This window comes from Porphyromonas asaccharolytica DSM 20707, from assembly GCF_000212375.1.
Taxonomy (GTDB): domain Bacteria; phylum Bacteroidota; class Bacteroidia; order Bacteroidales; family Porphyromonadaceae; genus Porphyromonas; species Porphyromonas asaccharolytica.
In genome coordinates this window covers 187,687-212,295 of record NC_015501.1, presented here as the reverse complement: position 1 = coordinate 212,295, position 24,609 = coordinate 187,687, and the positions used below count along the sequence as shown (strand labels likewise).

Sequence of the window (24,609 nt, the reverse complement as noted above, 5' to 3'; positions counted from 1 at the left end):
GTCTATTATTTATCGCATCTTAAGCGTGATGACCGTTAGGACAGCTAGTAGGATAGCTATAAGCCAAAAGCGGACGGTGATCTTCGCCTCTCGGATGGGTGCCAGAGGTCTCTGGATCAGGGCGTCGATACCGCTATTGCCCGCTTTCTGAAAGTGGTGGTGTAGGGGCGACATCTTGAAGATCCGTCGGCCCGTCCCCGTGCGTCGCTTAGTAATCTTAAAGTATGCTTGCTGTATCAGTGAGGATAGACCCTCGATGATAAAGAGGAAGCAGAGGATCGGTAGGAGTAGCTCCTTGCGAATGAGAATAGCCATCACGGCGATGATACTACCGATGGCGAGACTACCCGTATCGCCCATAAAGACCTGTGCAGGATAAGCGTTGTACCAAAGGAAGCCAAAAGTAGCTCCCACGAAAGCCGCCCCAAAGATCACCAGCTCCTCAGCTCCTGGGATAAACATGATGCTAAAGTAGCTAGCGAGTGCTATGTGTGAGGAGACATAGGCGAGTACCGCCAGAGCCACACCTGCGGGTGCGGCCGTCCCCGCCGCTAGTCCGTCCAGGCCATCCGTCAGGTTGACACAGTTAGAGATAAAGGTCACAATGAGGATGATGATGATCGAGAAGAGGATCCAGCCGACCAGTTCGCGATTTGGTGTAGAGGCAGGAACTAGCGATAGGTAGTCGAAGTTATTGTTCTTGACAAAGGGAATAGTCGTCTGCGTATTTTTCGACTCTTGACTGGCGAAGGTCACCTGCTCGATACGCCCGTTGTTGACCACCTCTTGATTCTCTCGAATGATAATGTCTGGACTCAAGTAGAAGGTGAGTGCCACGACAACGCCTAGGAGCACCTGTCCGATGATTTTGTAACGCCCGTGGAGCCCCGCCTTGTTTTTCTTAAAGACCTTGATATAGTCATCAATAAAGCCCAAGGCGCCCATTGTAATGGTCGTGAAGAGCATCAGTTGTATATAGACATTGTCTAGGCGAGCGAAGAGGAGCGTCGGGACAATGATCGCTATGATGATGATGATACCCCCCATCGTTGGGGTGCCTGTCTTCATAGCCTCGCCCTCCAGTCCTAGCGTACGCACCACTTCGCCTATCTGCATGCGATGTAGCCAGTGGATGATGCGCCGACCGATGATCGTGCTGAAGATCAGCGCTAAGATAAAGCTGACACCAGCCCGAAAGGTGACATACTGAGCTAGTCGCCAGCCGGGGACGTCGTTTGCTTGTAGCCAATCGTAGAGGTGATAAAGCATAGTGTGATGAGTAAGTTGATAAGATTATAGGGGAAGGACTAAGTGAAGAACAAAGGTACGTTATCTACGCATGCTCCTCTTCTGCAAAGATCTCTCGCACCACCTCTTTGTCGTCGAAGTGGTGTCTGACACCCTCTATCTCTTGATAGGTCTCATGTCCCTTGCCTGCGATGACTACCAGGTCGCCACGCTGCGCAGCTGCGCAAGCATCAGTGATCGCTTGGCGACGTGAGACGTTGGTGTAGACCTCGTCACGCTCCGCCTGAGGAATGCCCTCGAGCATTTGATCAATGATCGTCTGCGGATCCTCGGAGCGTGGATTGTCTGACGTAAGGTATAGATGGTCGCACATATTGTAGGCGATACGCCCCATCTCAGGACGCTTGCCCATGTCCCGATCGCCGCCAGCTCCGACCACGACGTAGACCTGTGAGGCGTTCAGCTCGGAGACCGTCTTGAGAAGATTCTCCAGAGCGTCAGGCGTGTGCGCATAGTCTACCACGACGTGGTAACCTCTTGGGGAGGCGAGCAGGTCAAAGCGTCCATTCACATGCTCCAGACTAGAGATACCACGTAGGATCAAGCTCTTGTCCAGATCAGGTAGGAGAAGACGAGCCACACCGTAGACGGCCGTCACGTTGTAAGCGTTGTAGCTTCCGACGAGCTTGATTTCCACCTCTTCGTTGTCCAGCAGTAGGGTAGAGCCGTCCACATACTGTCCCAGCAATTGAGCCATATAGTCCGCATGGCTACGCATCGCATAGGTGTGTAGGTGTGCAGCGCAGTTTTGTACCATGACGCTACCATTGCGGTCATCCGCATTGACTAGAGCGTAGGCATCTGGTGTGAGATGGTCAAAGAGCAGCTTCTTTGCGGCAATGTAGGCCTGCATCGTGCCGTGGTAGTCCAGGTGGTCACGCGTCAGATTGGTAAAGAGAGCGAGTGCAAAAGGCAACCCGTAGACCCGTTGCTGTACCAGAGCGTGCGAAGAAACCTCCATAAAGAGATAGCGACACCCCGCATCGACCATATCGCGCATCACACGATGCAGTTCGAGAGCATCGGGCGTCGTGTGGGTGGCGGGATACTCTTTGTCGCCGATACGTATGCAGACCGTGCTAAAGAGCGCAGCGCGCATGCCGAGCCAGCTCCACAGCTGATAGCATAGCGTAGCAGTGGTCGTCTTGCCATTGGTCCCCGTGACTCCTACGATCGTGAGCTGTCGCTCAGGACGATCATAGTAGACAGAGGCTAAGACAGCTATCGCCTTCGCCGTGTCAGTCACCGTGAGCCACACCACCTCGTCAGAGGCGCTCTCAGGCCGAGGGAGCTCTGTGACGATGATACGACAGCCCGCTGCAAGCGCTTTCGGGATGTAGTCGGCACCATCCACATGCACGCCACGTAGTGCTACGAAGATACACCCCTCCGACACACGACGTGAGTCCTGCTCGATAGAGGTCACCTGGCACTGCGCTATAGAGACATCTCCTGTGTATGCTTGGCTCAGGAGATGCTCCTCGGTGAGTGCTACTATATAATTATTGAGTGGTTTGAGATTCATATCTATAAGAAGATTCCGCTTTACTGTCTATGATTATTGCCTAGATGGAGGATCACCTTTTGTCCTGGATGAATAGGTGTACCGATAGGGATGCTCTGCGCTATGACCCGTCCATAGCCGACCAACTGCACCTCCAGTCCCAGCAGGCTAATCTGATAGACCGCCTCGCTGGGTGCTAAGCCTACAAGCCTTGGCATCACTCCCTTAGAGTAACGAGCTAGAGGATGTAGCTCCACTCCCTCATGTCCATACTGAGGTACGACCATTTGGTCAGAGCCCACCTTGCTAGAACTTTGGGATTTAATCTCAGGGATCTTGTAAGCATTGACAAAGCTCTCGACACGCTTCTTCTCACCGCCAGCTAGATCCAAATGCTTCAACCGCTCACTGGCAGGGTGCGGGGTGATCGTGTCTAGGAGGATAGGATTAGAAAGCGTGTAGATCTCCTCAGCGATACGCTTCACGCCACGACCCGCTACGATACCTCCTGAGGCACGACCTACGCCGTGCGGATTGACCACAAAGATGATGCAACTATACTTAGGATGATCTGAGGGGAAGTAGCCGCAAAACGAAGTCATATAGACCTCCCCACCAGCACGATAACCTCCGCTACCATGATTGCTCATCAGAGCCGTACCTGTCTTGCCACTGATAGAGATCAGCTCAGAGTGTACCGGTCCTTTAGCAGTGCCTCGTATGACTACATTGTCCAGCATGGAGCGTATCGAGTCGAGCGTAGCCGGCTTGCAGATATTCTCATGAAGTACTAGAGGGTGATACTCCTGAATCACCTTACCCTCAGCATCCTCTACGCGATCCACTAGATAGGGGCGCATGACACGTCCGCCGGTGGCGATAGCGTTGTAAAAGTTAAGTGTATTGATCGCTGGCACCGAGATACCATAGCCACGGCTGATGCCCGGGATCGTCGAGTTGCCGTAGCTCTTATCCTCAGGGCGTATGATCGTTGGAGTAGCGACTCCTTCTAGCCCTACATCCAGTCGCTCCAGCATCCCATAGTTGCTTAGATGCTGATAAAGCCCATCGGGGTGCTCTACATACCCTTTGATCGCAATCTTAGCTAGGACGATGTTACTCGAATACCATAGGCCCTGAGCTACCGAGATACGCCCATAACCACCGCGATTAGCATTGTGATCACGGATGTTGTAGCCTCCATACTTAAAGACTCCATTGCCCGTGTCGATCGTATCGGTAGGCGTACAGACCCCATCATCTAGGGCAGCCATCATAAAGGGCGTCTTCATCGTAGAGCCAGGCTCGTTGAGTGCACTGAGGGCATAGTTAGCCCCCTCGTAGTAAGACTGAGAGCCCTTCGTGAGGTTGGCTAGTGCCAGGATACGACCCGTCTCTACCTCCATCAGGATAGCCCCTCCGTAGTCCGCCTCAAACTGTGTCATCTGCTCATAGAGGGCGCGATGCACGATCTGCTGCAGATTCATATCCAGTGTGGTGTACACATTGTAGCCATCACGAGGAGGCTGTAGCGTGTTCTGTCGGTTCGATCCCGCTAAGTACTGTCTTACCGCTAGTCCAGGCTCGCCTCGCAGTAAGGTGTCAAAGCTCTGCTCTAGACCATACTCACCCTGCGTGAGATCTCCCTTGACCTCCTTGTAGACACTACCTATCGTACGTCTCGCCAGCTCGCCATAAGGCCTGTCACGTAGTGCGCGCTCCTCATGCGTCAGTCCATTTCTGAGCGGGCCACGGCGACGCACCATACGCCCCTTGCGCTCCACCGTCATCATCAGTGGATAAGTCTGCTTGAGTCGCTGGTACTCCACATGGCTCACTTCGTAGGGATATATAGATACGTAGCGATAGCCCGGCTGCTTATGCTGTGCCTTGCGATAGCCCTCACGAAGTCGCTTGCGTAGTGCCTGATAGGTGGCTTGCTCGCCCTTCTCCCAGAGACTCATCTGGTAGGCTAGCGAGTCTAGCTGCTTGTAGAGCGAGTCAGGCTCCATTTGCTGAATAGCTTCTGCACCGAAGTCTAGATAAAGCTTGTATGCAGGCTTGCTAATAGCGACGATGTGTCCGTCTGATGAAATAATATTGCCTCGTAGTGGTGAGATCGTCACCGTATCAGGGCGATGAAAGTTTTGAGCCATCTTACGCCACGTAGGGCCTTCGACGAAGATGATGCCGATCACCTTGACAAAGACCCATAGAGTCATCAAGATGGCTAGGAAGCCTAAAGCGCGGTAGCGAGCTATGATAGGACTATGCTTCGACATAGAGAGCGTGTTCGTTAGAGAGGAGAGTGATTATTTCTTAGCATCACGATAGAGGATGATCGACTGCTGCGAGGGTGCCTCAAGATCCGACCCCATCGCCTGGAGCTGCTGCTCGAAGTTACCTCCGATGCTGCGACGCGTTAGCTCGCTGACGCTCTCCATGTGCTTGTAGGTTAAGTCTTTGACCTGCGTCTCCAGCTTATCTATCTGGCGACGCTTGGAGATGATCTGATAGTTGCTTGTGACATGGATCAGTCCCATCAGGAGGATAGCGATAAAGGCGGGTATATACTTTCTAAAGGCGGGCTGCTCCAGCATATCACCGCCTAGCCAATACCACAGACCATACGAAGAGCGCTTGCGGGTAGACCGGGCAGGCTCCTCAGAGAGCCCTTCATCGGCATCATCTGCCTCTAGCTCTTCTAGAGCGCTTGGCTCTTCGAGAGGCGTAGACTCTGGCGTGGAGGGTGTGCTTGCCACTTCGCCTGCTACCTCATCGTCTGCCTGGTCTAGTGCAGCTACAGCGGGTGCGCTGTCGCTCGGAGTGTCCGTCTCAGCAATTTCAGAAGAACTATCTTCATCAAGGAGATCTCCTAGCAGAGGTCTCGGCTCAGGCTCAGTTACAGACTCATCATCAGTAGCCACGGGTGCTGGCTCCTGAAGCTGCTCCTCAAGGTTATCGTCAAAGTATGTATCGTCTATCTTAACCATCTTCTCTTCTCACTCAAATATTCTCACGACGCTCCGCAACACGCAGCTTAGCGCTACGAGCACGATTATTATCTGCTATCTCATCCGCAGAGGGTGTGATAGCTTTTTTTGTAACTACACGTAGAGGTGCCGGTGCCGACAGGGGCATACCTGCCAGAGCCTCACTCGGCTGCTCGAAGCACCCTAGACGGAAGAACTCCTTGACCATACGATCCTCCAGTGAGTGATAAGAGATGATCGCTATGCGCCCTCCAGGCTTGAGGAGACGCACCGAGTCGCTCAGCAGTTGACGTAGAGCGCCCAGCTCATCATTCACCTCGATGCGCAGTGCCTGGAAGATACGGCTCAGCTTATTGCGTAGCTGAGGGCCTCCCTTAGGTAGGACTGGCGTCAGCACCTCCATGAGAGCAGCGATCGTCGGGTAGCCCACGGCACGATGCGACACGAGCAGAGCCGCAATGCGACGAGCATCATGTAGCTCACCATAATAATATAGTATATCGGCCAGCTGCTCCTCGCTGTAGCTCAGCAGTATGTCACGAGCCGTGACGCCCGATCGACTATTCATACGCATATCGGGCATTGCCTCCTCATAGCGAAAGCTAAAGCCCCGCTCCTCACTGTCGAAGTGATGTGACGAGACCCCTAGGTCTGCCAAGATCCCATCCACCTGGCCTGTGAGTCCCCAGTAGTCGAGCCACTGCCCTAGGTAGCGAAAGTTTGTCGCCACAAAGTGATAGCGACTATCCGTAGGGGCATTGACGACCGCATCAGGGTCTTGATCGAGACCGATGCAGCGCCCCTCAGGAGCGAGTCGCTCGAGGAGCGCACGAGAGTGTCCCCCGCCACCCATCGTGACATCTACATAGAGACCCGTGGGTGTCGTGACCAATAAGTCGAGAGAGTCCTCACAGAGGACAGCCGTATGATAGAGCTTAGCGGACAAGGAGTGAAAAGGTGATAGTGTGATAAACGTCTGACAGAGAGCTCTGTGTGATTTCTGCAAAGATGATTCGATCGCATTACTCACAGAGCTACTGCAAAGGTAATCAAATTAGAGATTAGAGGTTAGAGATTAGAGGGGAGGAGCAGATTTACTCGTGTCACTAGGCTCTTCTCTCGGCTTAAATGTGTGATGTGGAGTAGTAAGATGTTTGATAGTAGTTAGTTAGCCACTACGCTCTTGCTCCCATAGAGGAGAGGTTCTTTCGCTAAGTCAGATTTTTGTTGTAACTTGCGACCCGAATCGTTTTAACCCATACTATACAAACCAAAATATGACAGTTCAACGCTTATCCCAAGTCAGTCGACTCCTCGCAGCAGCCTTCGTCCTGCTGTGTGGTGGTCTCGTGACCTTCGGACAACAATCTTTCGGAGGTAGACCCCTCATGATGCAGGAGGGTTCGCTACGCTCACTTACTGCCGTTCGCACCGTGAGTCTGGACTTTAATCCAGCGGACTACCTATCTCAAGAGTCTTGGACGGAGACTGTACAGACGAAGCCTCTCTCCGTGGGGCGCGTCATAGAGCATCAAGCCGACTTTGCTGAGGCTGCTCAGCTGGTAGGCACCGTCGAGGGACGAAACATCTATCGCCTAGAGATAGAGCTCGAGGGCACACCTGTAGGGACTAACCTCTACTACGAAGACTTCTACATCCCTGAGGGGGGTAAGCTCTATATCTACTCACCTGAGGGTAAGCAGGTACTAGGAGCCTACACCCACGCTACGCACCCCGAGCATGGAGCCTTCGCTACAGAGCCTATCAGAGGCAATACACTCATCCTCGACTATGAGGCTCCCATCACAGGTGAGATGCCTTCGATCAAGGTGCAGGGCGTAGGATACTTCTATCGCCCAGTGCTGATGGCTGATCCTGGTGTCAAGCACCATATGAATAGCGAGGATACTTCAGACCCTGGCTTTGCTAAATATTGTCAGATCAATGCAAACTGCCCAGAGGGAGACCCTTACCAAGATCAGAAGGCCAGTTCCGTGGCTATGCTGATGGTCGGTGGAAGAGGTATCGGCTTTTGCTCAGGTAACCTTGTGAACAATGTAGCTGGCGACTTCAAGCCATACGTCATGTCGGCAGCGCACTGTGCCAGCATAACCGATAAGTTTGAGGTCTCACCACTACAATTGAACCAGTGGATCTTCTCCTTCCACTATGAGAAGCCTCGCTGCTCTAGTGGTGACTATGCTACAATGCAAGAGGTGAGTATGGTAGGTGCCGAGATGAAGTCGTTCTTGCCGATGAAGGGCTATTCGGACGGACTCCTCCTCGAACTCAAAAAAGAGATACCTCTAGATTATCGTGTCTACTACTCAGGCTGGGATGCTGCTCCTACGGTTTGGCCTAGAGGGGCTAGCATACACCACCCATCAGGTGACGCTGCTAAGATCTCCCTCTTCGACGGTGGTGTCTCTATCACCACGTGGTCTCTCGGTGGTGGCGCTGATGATCACTTTGGATTCCGATTCACCAAGGGTAATACCGAGGGCGGATCGTCAGGCTCGCCTCTATTCAATGCTGAGGGTAATCAGATCGGTACACTAACAGGTGGAGCTGTGACTCCCTGCGCTATGGATGGAGTCTATGGACGTCTGAACTCGCACTTTGATAAGTATAAGTCTAAGGGTGAGACGTGGTACATGGCTAAGTGGCTCGACCCCAAGAGCACTGGCACCACAAAGGTTAAGGGTACCTGGAAACAGAACTATCAGCCCCTAGCCGTCGTACCTTCGATCATCGCAAAAGTTGAGCCTACAGACGCTTCAAAGATCAAGATCTCTTGGAAGCCAGTACCGCAGCACCCACAGGGCTACGAGGTTAAGTATAATCTATATCGTAATGGACGTCGCATAGCTAGCCAAGCAGAGACGACGCGTGAGGATCTAATCTCTGGTGATATGAAGCGCAAGGGACGTGTCTCTTACTCCGTCGAGGCTGTCTACACGATTGATGGCCAGGAGGTGACGACTCCTGCTGCTTACTACACCCTTTACACCGGACAGCTTGCCTCTAGAGCTCCGATGACTGTCTCTGAGGGCAAAACGGGTGCCAAGGTAAAGTGGCAGATGCCGTACAATACACAGATCGTATCCAAGATCAAGAACCGTGACAAGATAGCTCCTCTCAAAGCCTCCAATGGCGTGAATGATATCCTGAGATACTACAACATCTCTAAGAAGGACATCTATAGGATCTACATGTATGACAGCTATCGTCTAGGTCAGTCTCCACTCAACGGTCGAAAGCTCTATATACACCAGATTAACTTCATCCCCTCTCAGGACACCCCATACAAGCCCAACGGCTCTATCGATACTGAGAAAAACATCTCTTTCTTCATCCGACAGAAAGTCGATGCTCGTCCTATACAGTACTATGGTCTCATCGTGCCTCAGGGTACCGCTGATAAGAAGGAGTTCATCTCCTACCAACTCTCGAGACCTGTCGAGATTAGCGATGCTCACCTGCTAGATGTCGGCTTTGCCTTCGATGGATCCAACATTACGGGAGACATCTATATAGATGCCAACTCTACAGATGAAAACGTAAACTATGACGGCTGCAAGCTAGCTCTAGACCTCAAGGACGACTACAACATTCGCAAGTTTACTCTCTGGCCAGAGCCTTATAGCAAGAATCGTATGGCGTACCAAGCCCTAGAGCTGGTCATCTCTGACAATCCTAAGAAGCAGCCAGGCGTAACCAACGACTACTACACACGTGGTGAGCTGCCTGTACCTTTCCCCGAGATCAAGAGCTATGTCGTATACCGCAACGGACAGAAGGTCGCTGAGCTACCTTCAGACACATTCGTGTACGATGATGCTGAGGGTAAGACCTCTGATAACTACTACGTAGAGGTCGTCTATGACTATCCAGGTGAGCTACGTCCTAACGAGCCCATCCGTGTAGCTGCTTCAGAGGTGAACCTCTATCCGGCACACTTCACCACACAGCTACAGCTCACAGATGCTACTGACGTAGAGGCTGTCGAGCTATACAGCATGGAGGGCGTCCAGGTAGCAGCCTTTGCGGGAGCTCAGCTGATGTCGATGGATGTAGCCTCTCTGCCAGCTGGTCAGTATGTCGCTATGATCCGTACAGCTGACGGTGTGAAGACACAGAGACTAGTCAAGTAGCGTTTTATACTTTAGTCGCTAGTTTTACCTAGGCTAAAAAAGTTGCATAGCGGTAGTGCCGAGACTCCTCAGCACTACCGCTTGCTTATATAAGGACCTTGCAATGCCTACGAGTAGCGATCGGTAGAGACGTATGGGTGAGTGTCTAGTGCGAGTGCGACCCTACACATCACTACTCGTCTCTAACTTCTAACCTCTAACCTCTAATCCGATCCCCACGTGGAAATTCTCAAATCTCCACGTGGAGAATAAAAAATCTCCACGTGGATATGAAATGAAACTTCGGAGGAATCAAATGAAACTTCGGAGGAATCGTTTCGTCCCTACGTGGAGAATGAAAAATATCCACGTGGAAAATCGAAAATCTCCACGTGGATATTCTGTTTTATAGTCTCAGAGGATTAGAATACGTCATCCTAAAGTTTTCCCAGCACCTCAAAATAAGAATTCGTCGTTACTCGTGAGATTTGATGCCTCTAGGGGGCTCTCTAGATTTGCTTTCCACGCTTTTTTGTACTACCTTTGTTTCCGAAAGGTTAAGGTAGACTCCCTTCGATAATATTTAGGGCTCTGTGCAGGGTGGTGCCTGCATAGACTAAAGCCTCAGAAGGGTTTCTATTAGTTGCTATTAGGTTATGTCAGAGACACACCGCCATCGTTGCTAGCGTGACGTGGCGGGTGGATATGACTATTCAAACTATCAATGTATAACTAACGCTAAAGAAGAGTTTTATGAAAAGATTGGCTCTATTCTTTCTGATGCTAACGGCCAGCATAGGATGGGCTGTAGCGCAGAATAGGACCATCACAGGTACTGTAACCTCGGGAGAGGGTAAAGAGCCGGTGATGTTTGCGAACGTGGTTGTAGAGGGCAACACCTCTATCGGTACCACGACAGACGTAGATGGTAAGTTTACACTCAGTGTACCTGCCTCTGCTAAGAAGCTGACCTTCTCCTACGTAGGTCTTAAGACGATTACTGTACCCATCACTAAGGTGATGAACGTCGTCATGACGACCGACGATCAGACCCTAGACCAGGTCGTCGTAGTAGGTTACGGTTCAGGACAGAAGCTCAGCACGATCTCAGGCTCTATGGCTCGTGTATCTGGTGAGCAGATCGCTGAGAAGCCTGTAGCTAACGTGATGGACGCACTACAAGGTAAGGTCGCTGGTATGAGCGTCTTGACAACCTCTGGAGACCCCAATGCTGTGGCTAATGTACAGATCCACGGTCGCGGCTCTCTGACGGCTGGCTCTACTCCTCTCTACATCGTAGATGGTATGCAGACCGACCTAGCTACCGTTATGGCTATGAACTCCAACGATATCGAGAGCTTGACTACCCTTATGGACGCTTCGTCAACATCTATCTACGGTGCGCGAGCAGCTAATGGTGTTATCGTCATCACAACCAAGAAGGGTAAGCGCTCTGAGGAGGGCTTCGGACATATCACTGTCAATGCACAGTATGGTATCTCTCAGTTCATCAATAGAAAGCCTTACGAAGACATGATGACCGGTGATGAGCTACTAGACTATCAGGCTGATCATGGATACCTAAAGGCTAAGGACAAGAAAGACCTCCTCAAGAAGCTTAGCGAGAATGCTAAGGCCGAGAACGAAAAAGAGGCATGGCCATTCAACCCACTCTTTGATGTGGATGACTATAATCCTGCAGATTACAACTTCGACTGGCTTAAGTTCCTCATGGGACGCAAGGCTCCTACGTACAATGCAGACCTCTCTTTCAGCGGTGGTAGCAATCGTACACAGTACTACATCTCTATGGGTACACTCTCACAGGAGGGTCTGACTCGTGGCCGCAACAGCTTCACACGCTACAATGGTCGTGTAAGTGTTGATTCAAAGGTCAAGGACTGGCTCAAGGTCGGTGCTAACCTCTTCGGTGCTTATACGACACAGTATGTCTCTAGCTTCGAGGGCGAGTCTTATGTCAATGAGGGTCCGTTTGGAGCTCTCGTTCAGCCTCGCTACTTCACACCTTATGATGCAAACGGTGAGCTACGTCGCTATTGGTACCTAACTCAGGTTGGAAATGCGTCTGTCTTCCAGGATGTTAGAGATAAGTATCTCAACAGCTTCGCTAACGGCTATCAGGCAAATATCGCAGGTTATGCTGAGCTAACGCCTATCCAGGGTCTGATCATCAAGACGCAAGCTGGTCTTGACCTGACGCACAGCACCTCTTCTAGATATTTCTTGCCAGGTGCTTATTGGAGAACCGATCCGCGTGGTTGGAGAAGCGAGCGTCGTGGTCTCACAGGTCTCTTCACTTGGACCAACACAGCTGAGTACCGCACCTCTTTTGCTGACAAGCACAAGCTCACCTTCCTACTCGGTCAGGAGTGGGTACAGAACCGCTCAGACATGATCGCTGCTTACGCTAACGGTCTAGAGCACCCAGAGTTTATGCTCCTCGGTTCTGGTAGTACACAGCCTGAGGATCTGGAGCTACCTGATCAAGCTAAGGGTGGTTACAACTACCTCTCTTTCTTCGGTCGTGTCAACTACTCTTTTGACAACTACCTACACCTAGATCTATCACTACGTAGTGATGCTTCTTCACGATTCGGTACTGAGAATCAGACAGCACTCTTCTACTCAGTAGGTGCTACCTATGATATCTATCGTGCACATCTAGAGCACGTCAAGTGGCTCAACACGCTACGTCTACGTGCCAGCTGGGGTACGACGGGTAACTCTTCTATCCCTACGCTAGCATTCTACCCACACCTCGGTCGTGTGAACTATAGTGGTATCTTTGGTCTCTATGCAGCTTCGATTGGTAATCCTAACCTCGGTTGGGAGAAGCAGTCTAACCTCAACGTGGGTGTAGACTTCGATGCCTTCGATAATCGCCTGCACACGGTGACAAACGTTTATCACCGTATCACGGACGACATGCTTATGTCAGTACCTCTACCTTACATCTCTGGCTTTGCTTCTCGCTATGAGAACGTAGGCTCGATGACCAATACGGGTATTGACCTGACGGTTAGCTACGACATCGTTCGTACACGTGATTGGAACGTATACGCATCTGCCGTACTCAACTACAACCACGAGAAGATCACCAAGCTATTCTATGACCTAAAGGAGTACAAGATGCCGAGCTATGGACTGATCTATAAGACTGGTGAGGCTGAGCAGTTCCTCGTTGCTGAGTATGCTGGTGTCAACCCCGAGACTGGTAAGCAGCGCTGGTATGTACCCGATGAGAATGGTAACATCTCAGAGGATCGTGTCACAGAGAACTATGAGGAGGACAAGCTCCTTCGTGCTTCTGGCAAGAAGCTCCGTGCTCCATTCAATGGCGGTTTCTCTATGGGCGCCAGCTGGAAGGGTCTAGCACTCGATATCGACTGGGCATTTAACGTAGGTAAGTGGATTATGAATAATGACCGCTACTTCACAGAGAACGTGAGCCGCGACTTCCTAGACAATAACAAGAACCGCAAGGTCCTCGACGCTTGGACCCCAGAGAATACGAATACAGACGTTCCTAAGTTCGGTGAGCAGATCGCTTTCGACTCTCGCCTTCTGGAGAATGCTTCATTCCTTCGCTTGAAGAACGTACGTCTCTCTTACGCACTGCCTAGCGCATGGTTTGAGAAGATCGGTGTCATCTCAGGTGTTCGTGTCTATGTAACTGGACGTAACCTACTCACCTTTACTAAGTTTAGTGGATTTGACCCAGAGGCTGGTCTCAATATGGCTATGAATAGCTATCCTAACACCCGCCAGTATGTAGGAGGTCTTCAGATCACATTCTAAGCGAGGACTATTCAATCACCTTATAATAGAAAATATAGTATGAAACAACATATCAAGACCCTAGGTCTCTTGCTTGTATCGCTACTTGCTCTCGCTGCTTGTAAAGTAGAGTATATCCCCGAGGGCAATAAGGCCCAGGTCGAGTTCAAGACGATGCAAGATGTCAAGTGGACACGTGAGGCCATGTTTGAGACAGTCAGAGGATCTGAGGCTCCAGGAAATCTGGTCATCGGTGACTATCAGGCTGATCTCTACAATGTCGTCAACTTCCGTGACAATGGTGCCAATGGTAAGTTCTACGACTGGGACGAGCAGCTACTACGCAATGCTGATGAGGTCGCTGCTTACTACGGTTCTTACTGCTCACTCATCAAGGATGCCAACTACTTCATCATGCGTGCTGAAGAGTTTAAGGCAAACGAGGAGCTCACGAAGAATCTATCAGATCAAGATAAGCTAAACATCGAGATCTATATAGCAGAGGCTCGCACCTTCCGTGCGTTGGCTCACTATCGTCTGATGACCCGCTTCTCTAAGCGCTACAATGACGCCAACGATGGTGGCGATCTAGGTATCGTCATGATGAAGAAGTATGATCCTCTCTTTAAGGATACGCCTAAGGCGCGTTCGACTCAGAAGGAGGTCTACGAGTGGTGTCTTAATGAGCTAGCTGAGGCTGCTAAGGTGCTTCCTACCAAGGCTGCCTACAACGATCTGCTGATGGATGGCATCCCCTGCTATCTCGTTGATGACTATGCTTACGCTATACGCGCTCGCATATTCCTTGAGATGCACAAATATGCAGAGGCTATCGCAGAGGTTGAGAAGTTCATTGAGAACTACCCACTCTCTACACAGGGTGTCGCTCCTCAGGACAATCCTAAGGATAAGACAGCTCTTCAGAACCTCTGGAAGTACGAGACCTCTACGGAGATCATGATCAAGACTTACGCTAATAAGAAGGTAGGTCGTGTCGGTGGTGCCCTACATGGTATCCGCTTCCTCAAGGGAGCTCTTAGCGACGGTAGTGATGTAGAGCTAGCAGTACCTGTATGGCTACCATCTCAGTATCTACTAGATCTATACAACAAGCCTATTGATACAAATGTATCTCAGGAAGGTAAGGACTGGCGCTATACGAACTGGTTCGAGGGCTCTAGCAATTCAGGTCCTAACGGAGTTGCTGTGTTCGTTTACGATACCAAAGATCTTGCTGGTATAATTGTCTCTAAGTTCAGAGGCAATCCAGACCTGGATCAGGATCGTGCGAAGAAGCTCTTTAGCTATGCTCATACGACACACCTCTTTGATATAGCAGAGGCTTGGCTCATCAAGGCTGAGGCTGAGGCTTGGAGTGGTGATGTAGCTGGTGCTAAGGCTACCCTACAGGACTTCCGTATGGCTCGTGGTCTAGGTGATGAGCTCAAGGCTACGACACCAGATCAAATCAAGCAGGCTGTCATGAATGAGCGTACACGTGAGATGGTCGGTATGGGAACCCGTATGACCGATCTCAAGCGCTGGCAGGTAGACCTCGATCGTAAGGGCAAGCCCGCACAGCCAGCTCTAGCTGGTAAGCCTGGTGCTCTCCACGAGAAGAGCCTGGATATGCACAAGTCTCACACGGACAAGATGTTTATCTGGGAGTTCCCACTCCAGGATCGCTTCGCCAATAAGGAGCTTATCGCTAACTGGTAATCAATAGGAAGAAAACTCGGAGACACGCTGCCCATCGCTAGTCATAACTAGCAGACAGGACAGAGCGTCGCAAGAGATCCTAAACAATAAAGAGAGCCCTCGAGATAGATCCATGTGGATTATCTCGGGGGCTTCTTGTCTTTTCGTCGCAGCCACGGAGGAAATAGAGAATCCACACGTGGCTATTTTTTATTCTTCACGTGGGGGCGAAACGATTCCTCCGAAGTTTCATTTCTCGTCCACGTAGGGATTTTTCATTTCCTCGGTAGGCGATTCGGAAATAGCTACGTGAAGATTCGCTTCATGCGACGAAATAGAGCCTTCTGAGTAACGCTGTATCACAGCGATACGAGTAGCCCTTTGTAGGGGCGGACCTATGTGTCCGCCCGTTCTCGTCAGAGCGTTGTATGCCATATGGGCGGACACGCAGGTACGCCCCTACACAAACCACATCAAAACGAAAAGCTCAGCTATCAGACGCTGTAACACCAGTATTTGTAGGGAGGCACGGTCTCTGCGTCTGTTGTAGTCAAAGGTTACTGCATCAGGGATTTAACGGGAATTGACGCCCTCTCGCTAGATACTAGCCGAGCGTCCTTACAATATCGTTACTCGTCTAGTTGTATCAAACCGAGCCGTGTGCCCCTACATGTCACTACACGTCTCATCGGATTACCCGATTTGTAAAATCCAGTTCTACCTAAAATGAGCTAGTCCCAAATAAAATGAGTACTTTTGCACCAATTGTTGGATTCTAAAGAGAGATCGTCATGGCAAGAACGATAACTATCAAGCGGGGCTTGGATCTCAAACTACATGGGACTGCGCCCCGTACCCTCCTGACCACTCCTTCTGGCGGAGCATCGTCCACCTATGCATGGGTGCCCGATGATGTACCTGGGCTGACGCCCAAGATGAAGGTGCATGTGGGAGATCACGTAGAGGCTGGCGACCCGATTGTCTACGATAAGCAGTACCCAGAGATATGGGTCACAGCACCCGTCAGTGGTGAGCTGATCGCTATCAATCGAGGCGCTAAGCGCAAGATTATGAGCGTAGAGATACGCCCGGACGAGTGTCAGACACAGCGTGCCTTTGCCGTAGAGGGACTACTCGACGGTGAGGTGAGCAAGCTACAAGCTCTGCTACTAGAGTCAGGTCTATGGACGCTCATACGTCAGAGACCTTACGATCGTATTGCTAACCCTACGATTGCACCACGAGATATATTTGTCACAGCACATCTGACCGCTCCGCTAGCTCCTGAGGTCGACTATCTACTGGAGGGACGTGAGGAGGAACTGCGTATAGGACTACGAGCCTTAGCACGTCTGACTGAGGGCAAGGTTTTTGTCGGTGTCGCACAGAACAGTCCTCTGACGCTTCCCGCAGAGGTAGTGCGTGTAGAGGTACGTGGTCCGCATCCTGCTGGTAATGTAGGGGTGCTGATCAATCATACGGCTCCAGTTAATAAGGGGGAGACGGTTTGGACCCTTCGTGCTACTGATGTGGCACTCATCGGTCGTCTCCTGATGACGGGGCATGTGGACTACAGCCGTCGCATTGCCATCACCGGTAGTCACGCTACAGAGCACGGCTACATGGATCTACTGCCTGGCTGTCGTATAGAGAGCCTGGGTAAGTTGGCTCAGGAGGAATGCAAGACGCGTGTCATCGCGGGCGATGTGCTGACAGGTACACAGCTCACGGAGGAGCGTCCCTTCCTCCCGATGAGTTGCGACCAGATCACGGTGATCCCTGATGGGTCTGATCGTGATGAGCTGCTTGGGTGGGCTATGCCTCGTATTGGGGAGTTTAGCCAGAGTCGCACCTATCTGAGCTGGCTCATGCCTCGCAAGCGCTATACGCTGGATGCTCGTCTCAAGGGGGGCAAGCGTGCTATGATCATGAGTCATGAGTTGCAGAGTGTCTTCCCGCTGAATATCCATGCGGAGTATCTGCTGAAGGCGATTATAGCTTTTGACATTGACAAGATGGAGGAGCTAGGCATCTACGAGGTAGCTCCTGAGGACTTCGCTCTGTGCGAGTTCGTCGACACCTCCAAGATGGAGCTGCAGCACATCGTGCGCCAAGGTCTAGACCTACTATATAAGGAGATGAACTAAAAAAAGTAGCCTCACAGTGGGGAGCAAAGCTCCGTCATCGTAAGGCTATGGACTATGACTACTATATTATATGTCACTAAAAGATAGATTCAATAAGCAACGCCCGAAGTTTGAACCTGGGGGTAAGTTGCATGCGTTTCACTCGCTTTTTGACGGGTTTGAGACCTTCCTCTACGTGCCGCATACGACAGCGGCTCCACGAGGAGGCGTGCATGTACATGATGCGATAGATAGCAAGCGTGTCATGAGTACGGTGGTGCTAGCGCTAGTGCCTGCGCTGCTCTTTGGTATGTACAATGTGGGACTACAGCACTTCATTGCGATCGGTCAGACGGCAGGTTTCTGGTCGATGTTTTGGTTCGGTTTCCTAGCAGTACTGCCTAAGATTATAGTTGCTTATGTGGTAGGGTTGGGCATCGAGTTTACCGTAGCACAGTGGAAGCACGAAGAGATCCAAGAGGGTTATCTTGTGACAGGTATGCTGGTCCCGATGATAGTGCCTATTGGTACGCCACTCTGGATGATCGCTGTGGCTGTCGCTATGTCGGTGATCTTCGCCAAGGAGGTTTTCGGAGGTACGGGCTACAACGTCTTTAATGTGGCACTGGTCACCCGTGCGATCCTCTTCTTTGCCTATCCAGCAGCTATGACAGGCGATAAGGTATTCGTCCGCACGGAGCCTATCTTTGGCTTCGGGGGTGGTGGCGATATGGCTACGGCTGCTGTCGACGGCTTCTCAGGGGCTACTCCCTTGGGTCAGGTGGCTACGGCTGGCGATACGCTCCCCACGATTGTCAACACTTTGGGTGAGCCTTCCTCTCTATGGGACGCTTTCTGGGGCTTTATCCCAGGTAGTATCGGTGAGGTCTCGACCTTTGCGATCCTACTGGGTGCTATCCTGCTGATCTGGACAGGCGTAGCAAGCTACAAGATCATGCTGAGTGGTGTCGTGGGCGCAGCTCTGATGACGTTCCTCTTTAATGCTATAGGCACGACTGCTGCTATGCAGCTCGATGTGGCACATCATCTGCTCTATGGAGGCTTTGCCTTCGGCCTTGTCTTCATGGCGACAGACCCTGTTACCTCGGCACGTACCGAGACAGGCAAGTGGATCTACGGCCTCCTCGTGGGTGTCATGTGTGTCTTCATACGTGTCCTCAACCCTGGTTATCCTGAGGGTATGATGCTTGCTATCTTGCTGATGAACGTCTTCGCACCGCTCATCGACTATGTGGTAGTAAACAACAATGTCGCCAAGCGCAAGAAGCGCTGGGAGATGGCTTCTAAACATTGATCATTCTTACGACTATGAATAGAGATAGTAATACTTACACGATCCTCTACGCAGCCATTATGGTGGTCGTAGTCGCAATAGCTCTGGCGCTGACTGCAGTGGCTCTACGCAAGCCACAGCTAGAGAATGAGCGCATCGACAAGATGCAGCAGATACTACGTGCTGTACACTTAGAGCCTACCAAAGATCAAGTCATCCCGACCTATACGAAGGTGATCAAGCAAGAGCTACTGGTCAATGGCCAGGGCGAGGTGATCGCTACCTTTGAGGGTGATCAGATCGCTCAGAATGAGGCTTTCCAGATGAATACGGCCAATCAGTTTAAGCTTCGTCAGCAAGATCCTACACTCGGACTCCCCGTCTACGTGGCAGAGGTCGAGGGACAGCAGCTCTACATCTTCCCGATGGATGGTGCTGGTCTATGGGGTGCTATCTGGGGCTTCCTAGCTGTGCAGGCAGACGGATCGGCCGTCTACGGTGCTGACTTCTCACATGCTGGTGAGACTCCAGGACTAGGTGCCGAGATCGCTACGAAGCACTTCTCAAAGGAGTTCGTCGGCAAGCAGCTCTATCGTGACGGGCAGTTTAAGTCTATCGCTGTCGTCAAGCACGGTCGTTCGCTCGACGATCAAGACTACGTGGACGGTATTTCCGGCGGTACACTCACGAGCAATGGTGTCAACAATATGCTTTGGAGCTCTATACACGAGTATCTCCCTTACATAGAGCAGATACGTAGTGGTCAAGCAGTAGCAGTAGAATAATCAAGAGAGAGTAATCTAAGCTATGAGTAAGATAAGTAATAAAGAGGTATTCCTAGGACCTCTCAATAAGAATAACCCGGTCACCGTCCAGGTGCTCGGTATATGCTCGGCGCTGGCGGTCACCGCTCAGCTCAAGCCCGCTCTAGTGATGGCTCTGTCGGTGACGGTGGTCGTCGCCTTTGCCAACGTTATCATATCGCTGCTACGCAACACGATACCTAATCGTATCCGTATCATCGTACAGCTGGTGGTGGTTGCTGCGCTTGTGACGATCGTCAATGAGGTGCTCAAGGCTTATGTCTACGATGTCTCTAAGGAGCTGTCGGTCTACATTGGTCTGATCATCACAAACTGTATCTTGATGGGACGACTAGAGGCTTTTGCCTTGGCAAATGGTCCCAAGGCTTCCTTCCTCGATGGTATCGGTAACGGACTGGGCTATGGACTCGTCTTGGTGATCATCGGCTTCGTTCGTGAGCTACTCGGTAGAGGGTCGCTATTCGGGTATCAGATCATCCCGCAGTCCTTCTACGATATGGGCTATGTCAATCACGGCTTGATGATCATGCCCCCGATGGCGCTCATCGTCCTCGCTTGTATCGTATGGATACAGCGCAGTAAAAACAAGGATCTGCAGGAGCAGTAAGCTCTCCAATCCATATAATACATTGGTCACACACAGATTAAAGTCTAAGCAATGGATTATCTAAGTCTATTTTTCAAGTCGATCTTTGTCGACAATATGATCTTTGCCTACTACCTAGGTATGTGCTCTTACCTAGCTGTATCCAAAGATGTCAAGACCTCACTCGGATTGGGGCTGGCAGTAACCTTTATCCTCACCTGTACACTACCGATCAACTACCTCCTGGAGACCTATGTCTTTAAGGCGGGAGCGCTGAGCTGGCTCGGGGAGGAGTTTGCAACGGTCGATCTGAGCTTCCTATCGCTCATCGTCTTCATCGCCGTCATCGCTTCCTTTACGCAGCTGGTAGAGATGATCGTCGAGCGGTACAGTCCCTCGCTATACAACTCGCTCGGTATCTTCTTACCGCTCATCGCTGTGAACTGTGCGATCCTCGGAGGCTCTCTTTTCATGCAGCAGCGTGACTTCATCAATACGGGTATGGCAACTGTCTATGGTCTTGGATCTGGCATCGGTTGGATGCTTGCTATCGTCGGTCTAGCAGCTATCCGTGAGCGTCTAGCTTATAGTGATATACCGAAGCCGCTGCGCGGATTTGGCATCACGCTCATCGTCACTGGCCTGATGGGTATCGCATTCCTCAGCTTCTCAGGTGTCAAACTCTAATCGCCTACAGATATGGATCAAATGACCTTAATAATAGTCTCGAGTGTAGCGGTCTTCCTCCTGGTCGTGCTGCTCCTCGTCGTGGTACTCCTAGTAGCTAAGAGTAAGCTCATCCCCTCGGGCAATGTACATATCAATGTCAATGATGTCAAGGATCTAGAGGTGCCGATGGGAGGTACGCTCCTCACTACGCTACAGAACGAAGGTATCTTCCTCTCTAGCGCTTGTGGTGGTAGTGGTAGCTGCGGACAGTGTCGCTGTCGTGTCGTAGAGGGTGGGGGAGAGATCCTCGCCACAGAGAAGGGCTTCTTCTCTCGCAAAGAGCAGATGGCACACTGGCGTCTCGGCTGTCAGACCAAAGTCAAGGAAGATCTGAAGGTGATCGTCCCTGAGAGCGTCTTTGGCGTCAAGGAGTGGGAGTGCGAAGTCATTTCGAATAAGAACGTTGCTACCTTTATCAAGGAGTTTGTCGTCAAGCTCCCCGAGGGTGAGCACATGGACTTCAAGAGCGGTAGCTACGCTCAGATCAAGATCCCCAAGTACGAGGTGAAGTACAGCGACTACGAGGTCGAGGAGCAGTTCCGTGGCGACTGGGACAAGTTCAATATGTGGAGCCTCACGGCAAAGAACACCGAGGAGACCGTCCGTGCCTACTCTATGGCAAACTATCCTGCCGAGGGTAACATCATCACGCTCAACGTGCGTATCGCTACTCCTCCTATGGATCGTGTGACTCACACCTGGCAGAAGGTACCCGCTGGTATCGCCTCCTCTTATATCTTCAGCCTCAAGCCTGGTGACAAGGTGACTATGAGCGGTCCTTACGGAGACTTCCACATTCATGAAGACTCTGACGCTGAGATGCTCTACATCGGTGGTGGTGCTGGTATGGCTCCGCTACGTGCGCAGCTACTACATCTATTCCTCACGGAGCATACAACCCGCAAGGTCTCCTTCTGGTATGGTGCGCGCTCACGCAGTGAGATCTTCTACGAGGAGGACTTCCGCGCCATCGAGCGTGAGTTCCCGAACTTCTCTTTCCACATTGCTCTCTCGGCACCACTGCCTGAGGACAATTGGACAGGTCTGACGGGCTTCATCCACCAAGCCATCTATGACAACTACCTCAAGGATCATGAGGCTCCTGAGGATATCGAGTACTATATGTGCGGCCCTGGACCTATGTCGGCAGCAGCCATTAAGATGCTGGACAACCTAGGCGTGCCGCCCGAGCAGATCAACTACGATAACTTCGGCTAAAACATCTCTGAGTCGATAAGTCAATCGATAAGAGGAAAGAAAAAAGGCGACAGCGTACACCCCCGTTCATCGGGATAGTATGCTGTCGCCTTGCGTATGCAGACTTCTATACTTCTGAAGTCTTGCAGAGAACGTTAGAGATCGAAAGAATCAAAAGAAATACCGATTTTGTTAAGTCCTTTTACCAAAGAACGTAGCTTGTTTGAGCTGGATCTCGTAACTTTGTTCCGCAGAAACAGTTGAAATTGTTGCCAAACCATTTACTATGACACGAAAGATAGTGATTACAATCGCTCTCGTCCTAACTATCGGACTTGCAGCAACGGCACAGCGAGTTGCACTCAAGCACAACTTCGCTTATGATGCCATCCTTACGCCCAACCTCTCGCTCGAGTTTGCGCTGGGCAATAAGGTTACTCTAGACACTCAAGTCGGGTGGAACGCGTTTGTCTTCAACCTTGATGTGAGTAAGCCTAACTACAGTGAGACCAAGTGGGCACACTGGATGGCGCAGCCTGAACTTCGCTACTGGTTCTGCGATGTCTTCAATGGGTGGTTTCTAGGTCTACATGGACATGTGGGGCAGATGAACGTGGGAGGTGTAGACATCCCCTTCATCCTAGAAAATAAAAACGCTATAATGAAGGATCACCGCTACCAAGGGTGGTTCTATGGAGGTGGTCTCAGTGTAGGGTACCAATGGGTACTCTCGACACGCTCTTCCCTCGAGTTCTCTCTAGGTGCAGGCTATGCTCGTGTACTGTACGATAAGTTCCCCTGCCAGAGTTGCGGTACGAAGGTTGGAGAGGGTAATGCTAATTACGTAGGCCCTACCAAGGCGACTATCTCGTACGTCCTCTTCCTTAAGTAATCACTAGTCGCACATCTAATAACACAGACACCAAGATTATGAATATCAAGATATCCCGCTTACTCATACTCCTCTCGATGCTACTATTCGCTGTCGGAGGGTCGCTATGTGCTCAGCAAGACTCTCAGGCGGAGGAGACTCAGACGATTGCGCTGTCAGCAGAGCACTGTGTTGTAACACGTGACATAGAGCGTAACCAGCTTCGTATAGAACTAGATGTAGTCCCTTATGTTACTGTACGTGCACAGCAACTCGTTCGTATTACTCCAATATACATGTCCGCAGACAGAAGAGACTCGATACGCTTCAAGGACATCTACGTAGCTGGCAATGCTCGCTACAAGGTTCTCAAGCGCCAGCACGACCTTCGCAATGAAGATGCTCTAGTACGCGAGGTCTATTCCCGTCCCGAGGGAGCTGTCTATGCGCGTGGGGTCAGTGATCTACCACACATGGTCTACGAGAGCCCCTTCGAGAGCTGGATGGCTAGTGGCCATATGGAGCTAGAGATGGAGACTTACAGTTGTGGCAACTGTCCTAAGAGTTCTTTGTTGGCACTAGGAGCTCCACAGTCTATTACAGCATTCGGACCAAGCGACTATAAGTACGACTATGTAGAGCCTGCTGCTACAGCTTTCAAGGAGTATGCAGAAAGCTTTGATGCCAACGTCCAGTTCGTTGTCGCCAAGCACGACCTCCGCAAGGACTTCAAAAACAATGCGGCTGAGCTGGCACGTCTTGATGAGTTCGTAAGGAAAGCAACTAAGATTGAAGGAGCTGAGCTTCACACCGTCTATATCTATGGTTACGCATCTCCCGAGGCTTCCTTTGACTACAACCTAGCACTCTCTGATCGTCGTACCAAGACCCTCTATAACTACGTCAAGAGTACTCACTCAGCACTCTTCAACAAGGTCGAAGTAGTTGCCGAGGGCAAGGGTGAGGACTGGGATGGTCTACGCAAGCTCGTAGATGCCAGCAATATGCCAGAGCGTCAGACGATCCTAGACATCATTGATAAGTACGACACAGACACCCAGCGTGAGTCTGATATCAAGGCTCTCGATGGTGGTAAGGTCTATCGTAACCTCTTGGACAACTACTATCCTAAGCTTCGTCGCACTGCTTTCACGATGAGCTACCGGGTACGTCCCTTTGAGGTCTCTGAATTGGCCCACATCTACTCAACCAATCCTAAGTTGCTAAGTCTCAAGGAGCTTTATACTCTAGCTAACCAAAAGGTAGCAAGAGGTGAGAATCCTGTTGCTATCTACCGGACAGCTTATGAGCAGAATCCTAATGATGTTGTTGCTATGCTCAACTACGCTAATGCGCTCCTTGAGTATGACAAAGATGCTAAGGAAGCATACAGCATCCTCTCTACCATGCAGTCAGACAGTCGTGCTACGCTACCCACAGCTATCGCACTCGACATGATGGGCCGCAAGGCTGAGGCTGAGAAGCTCTACTTCAGGAAGTAATAGTTGACAGACGATACTAGTCACTGAGCAGATAGGATTACACAAA

General features: G+C 51.0%; 16 protein-coding genes. 11 read left to right on the top strand and 5 right to left on the bottom strand.

Translation table 11 applies throughout. The annotated features are described in order from the left end of the window. Positions 1-9 precede the first annotated feature (9 nt). The 5 genes from mraY to rsmH form a co-directional block, all read right to left on the bottom strand. Positions 10-1,269, bottom strand: coding sequence for a phospho-N-acetylmuramoyl-pentapeptide-transferase (mraY, locus tag PORAS_RS00860; protein ID WP_013759822.1), 1,260 nt, complete (start codon positions 1,267-1,269; stop codon positions 10-12). 64 nt (positions 1,270-1,333) lie between these two features. Continuing rightward, positions 1,334-2,833 (bottom strand): UDP-N-acetylmuramoyl-L-alanyl-D-glutamate--2,6-diaminopimelate ligase, encoded by a 1,500-nt coding sequence (locus tag PORAS_RS00855; protein ID WP_013759821.1) that lies wholly within the window; start codon positions 2,831-2,833, stop codon positions 1,334-1,336. Positions 2,834-2,853: 20 nt separating this feature from the next. Beyond that, on the bottom strand, positions 2,854-5,094 hold the full coding sequence (locus PORAS_RS00850) for a penicillin-binding protein (RefSeq protein WP_013759820.1): 2,241 nt from the start codon (positions 5,092-5,094) through the stop codon (positions 2,854-2,856). Between the two features lie 30 nt (positions 5,095-5,124). After that, on the bottom strand, positions 5,125-5,805 hold the full coding sequence (locus PORAS_RS00845) for an FtsL-like putative cell division protein (protein ID WP_013759819.1): 681 nt from the start codon (positions 5,803-5,805) through the stop codon (positions 5,125-5,127). A gap of 13 nt (positions 5,806-5,818) precedes the next feature. Beyond that, positions 5,819-6,751 (bottom strand): 16S rRNA (cytosine(1402)-N(4))-methyltransferase RsmH, encoded by a 933-nt coding sequence (rsmH, locus tag PORAS_RS00840; RefSeq protein ID WP_004330557.1) that lies wholly within the window; start codon positions 6,749-6,751, stop codon positions 5,819-5,821. A gap of 331 nt (positions 6,752-7,082) precedes the next feature. Here rsmH and PORAS_RS00835 point away from each other — a divergent pair, with 331 nt between their 5' ends. The 11 genes from PORAS_RS00835 (at position 7,083) to PORAS_RS00785 (ending at position 24,563) form a co-directional block, all read left to right on the top strand. Continuing rightward, positions 7,083-9,959, top strand: a complete 2,877-nt coding sequence (locus PORAS_RS00835) for a T9SS type A sorting domain-containing protein (RefSeq protein ID WP_013759817.1) — start codon at positions 7,083-7,085, stop codon at positions 9,957-9,959. 732 nt (positions 9,960-10,691) lie between these two features. Beyond that, on the top strand, positions 10,692-13,757 hold the full coding sequence (locus tag PORAS_RS00830; protein ID WP_013759816.1) for a SusC/RagA family TonB-linked outer membrane protein: 3,066 nt from the start codon (positions 10,692-10,694) through the stop codon (positions 13,755-13,757). A gap of 39 nt (positions 13,758-13,796) precedes the next feature. Beyond that, on the top strand, positions 13,797-15,455 hold the full coding sequence (locus PORAS_RS00825; RefSeq protein WP_013759815.1) for a RagB/SusD family nutrient uptake outer membrane protein: 1,659 nt from the start codon (positions 13,797-13,799) through the stop codon (positions 15,453-15,455). 770 nt (positions 15,456-16,225) lie between these two features. Beyond that, positions 16,226-17,581, top strand: coding sequence for a Na(+)-translocating NADH-quinone reductase subunit A (locus PORAS_RS00820; protein ID WP_013759814.1), 1,356 nt, complete (start codon positions 16,226-16,228; stop codon positions 17,579-17,581). A 70-nt stretch (positions 17,582-17,651) separates the two neighbouring features. Continuing rightward, the gene (locus PORAS_RS00815; protein ID WP_013759813.1) at positions 17,652-18,875 is read left to right on the top strand and encodes an NADH:ubiquinone reductase (Na(+)-transporting) subunit B; all 1,224 of its coding nucleotides are present in this window, start codon (positions 17,652-17,654) and stop codon (positions 18,873-18,875) included. A 14-nt stretch (positions 18,876-18,889) separates the two neighbouring features. Continuing rightward, positions 18,890-19,639, top strand: coding sequence for an NADH:ubiquinone reductase (Na(+)-transporting) subunit C (gene nqrC / locus PORAS_RS00810; protein ID WP_004330521.1), 750 nt, complete (start codon positions 18,890-18,892; stop codon positions 19,637-19,639). Between the two features lie 22 nt (positions 19,640-19,661). Continuing rightward, positions 19,662-20,285, top strand: a complete 624-nt coding sequence (locus PORAS_RS00805) for an NADH:ubiquinone reductase (Na(+)-transporting) subunit D (RefSeq protein ID WP_004330564.1) — start codon at positions 19,662-19,664, stop codon at positions 20,283-20,285. 51 nt (positions 20,286-20,336) lie between these two features. Continuing rightward, the gene (gene nqrE, locus PORAS_RS00800; protein ID WP_004330518.1) at positions 20,337-20,951 is read left to right on the top strand and encodes an NADH:ubiquinone reductase (Na(+)-transporting) subunit E; all 615 of its coding nucleotides are present in this window, start codon (positions 20,337-20,339) and stop codon (positions 20,949-20,951) included. A 21-nt stretch (positions 20,952-20,972) separates the two neighbouring features. Then, a complete protein-coding gene (nqrF, locus tag PORAS_RS00795) occupies positions 20,973-22,211 on the top strand; it encodes an NADH:ubiquinone reductase (Na(+)-transporting) subunit F (protein WP_004330519.1) in 1,239 nt (412 codons plus the stop codon). A gap of 265 nt (positions 22,212-22,476) precedes the next feature. Further along, positions 22,477-23,082: a DUF3575 domain-containing protein gene (locus tag PORAS_RS00790; protein WP_013759811.1), complete on the top strand. Its 606-nt coding sequence runs from the start codon at positions 22,477-22,479 to the stop codon at positions 23,080-23,082. Between the two features lie 38 nt (positions 23,083-23,120). Further along, positions 23,121-24,563 (top strand): DUF3868 domain-containing protein, encoded by a 1,443-nt coding sequence (locus tag PORAS_RS00785; protein WP_013759810.1) that lies wholly within the window; start codon positions 23,121-23,123, stop codon positions 24,561-24,563. Positions 24,564-24,609: the final 46 nt, after the last annotated feature.

Coding starts and splice junctions, on each gene's coding strand:
- PORAS_RS00835 (WP_013759817.1), top strand. CDS start 7,083: ATGACAGTTCAACGCTTATCCCAAGTCAGTCGACTCCTCGCAGCAGCC.
- PORAS_RS00855 (WP_013759821.1), bottom strand. CDS start 2,833: ATGAATCTCAAACCACTCAATAATTATATAGTAGCACTCACCGAGGAG.
- nqrF (WP_004330519.1), top strand. CDS start 20,973: ATGACCTTAATAATAGTCTCGAGTGTAGCGGTCTTCCTCCTGGTCGTG.
- PORAS_RS00825 (WP_013759815.1), top strand. CDS start 13,797: ATGAAACAACATATCAAGACCCTAGGTCTCTTGCTTGTATCGCTACTT.
- PORAS_RS00790 (WP_013759811.1), top strand. CDS start 22,477: ATGACACGAAAGATAGTGATTACAATCGCTCTCGTCCTAACTATCGGA.
- PORAS_RS00805 (WP_004330564.1), top strand. CDS start 19,662: ATGAGTAAGATAAGTAATAAAGAGGTATTCCTAGGACCTCTCAATAAG.
- nqrC (WP_004330521.1), top strand. CDS start 18,890: ATGAATAGAGATAGTAATACTTACACGATCCTCTACGCAGCCATTATG.
- mraY (WP_013759822.1), bottom strand. CDS start 1,269: ATGCTTTATCACCTCTACGATTGGCTACAAGCAAACGACGTCCCCGGC.
- PORAS_RS00830 (WP_013759816.1), top strand. CDS start 10,692: ATGAAAAGATTGGCTCTATTCTTTCTGATGCTAACGGCCAGCATAGGA.
- PORAS_RS00815 (WP_013759813.1), top strand. CDS start 17,652: ATGTCACTAAAAGATAGATTCAATAAGCAACGCCCGAAGTTTGAACCT.
- PORAS_RS00845 (WP_013759819.1), bottom strand. CDS start 5,805: ATGGTTAAGATAGACGATACATACTTTGACGATAACCTTGAGGAGCAG.
- PORAS_RS00850 (WP_013759820.1), bottom strand. CDS start 5,094: ATGTCGAAGCATAGTCCTATCATAGCTCGCTACCGCGCTTTAGGCTTC.
- nqrE (WP_004330518.1), top strand. CDS start 20,337: ATGGATTATCTAAGTCTATTTTTCAAGTCGATCTTTGTCGACAATATG.
- PORAS_RS00820 (WP_013759814.1), top strand. CDS start 16,226: ATGGCAAGAACGATAACTATCAAGCGGGGCTTGGATCTCAAACTACAT.
- PORAS_RS00785 (WP_013759810.1), top strand. CDS start 23,121: ATGAATATCAAGATATCCCGCTTACTCATACTCCTCTCGATGCTACTA.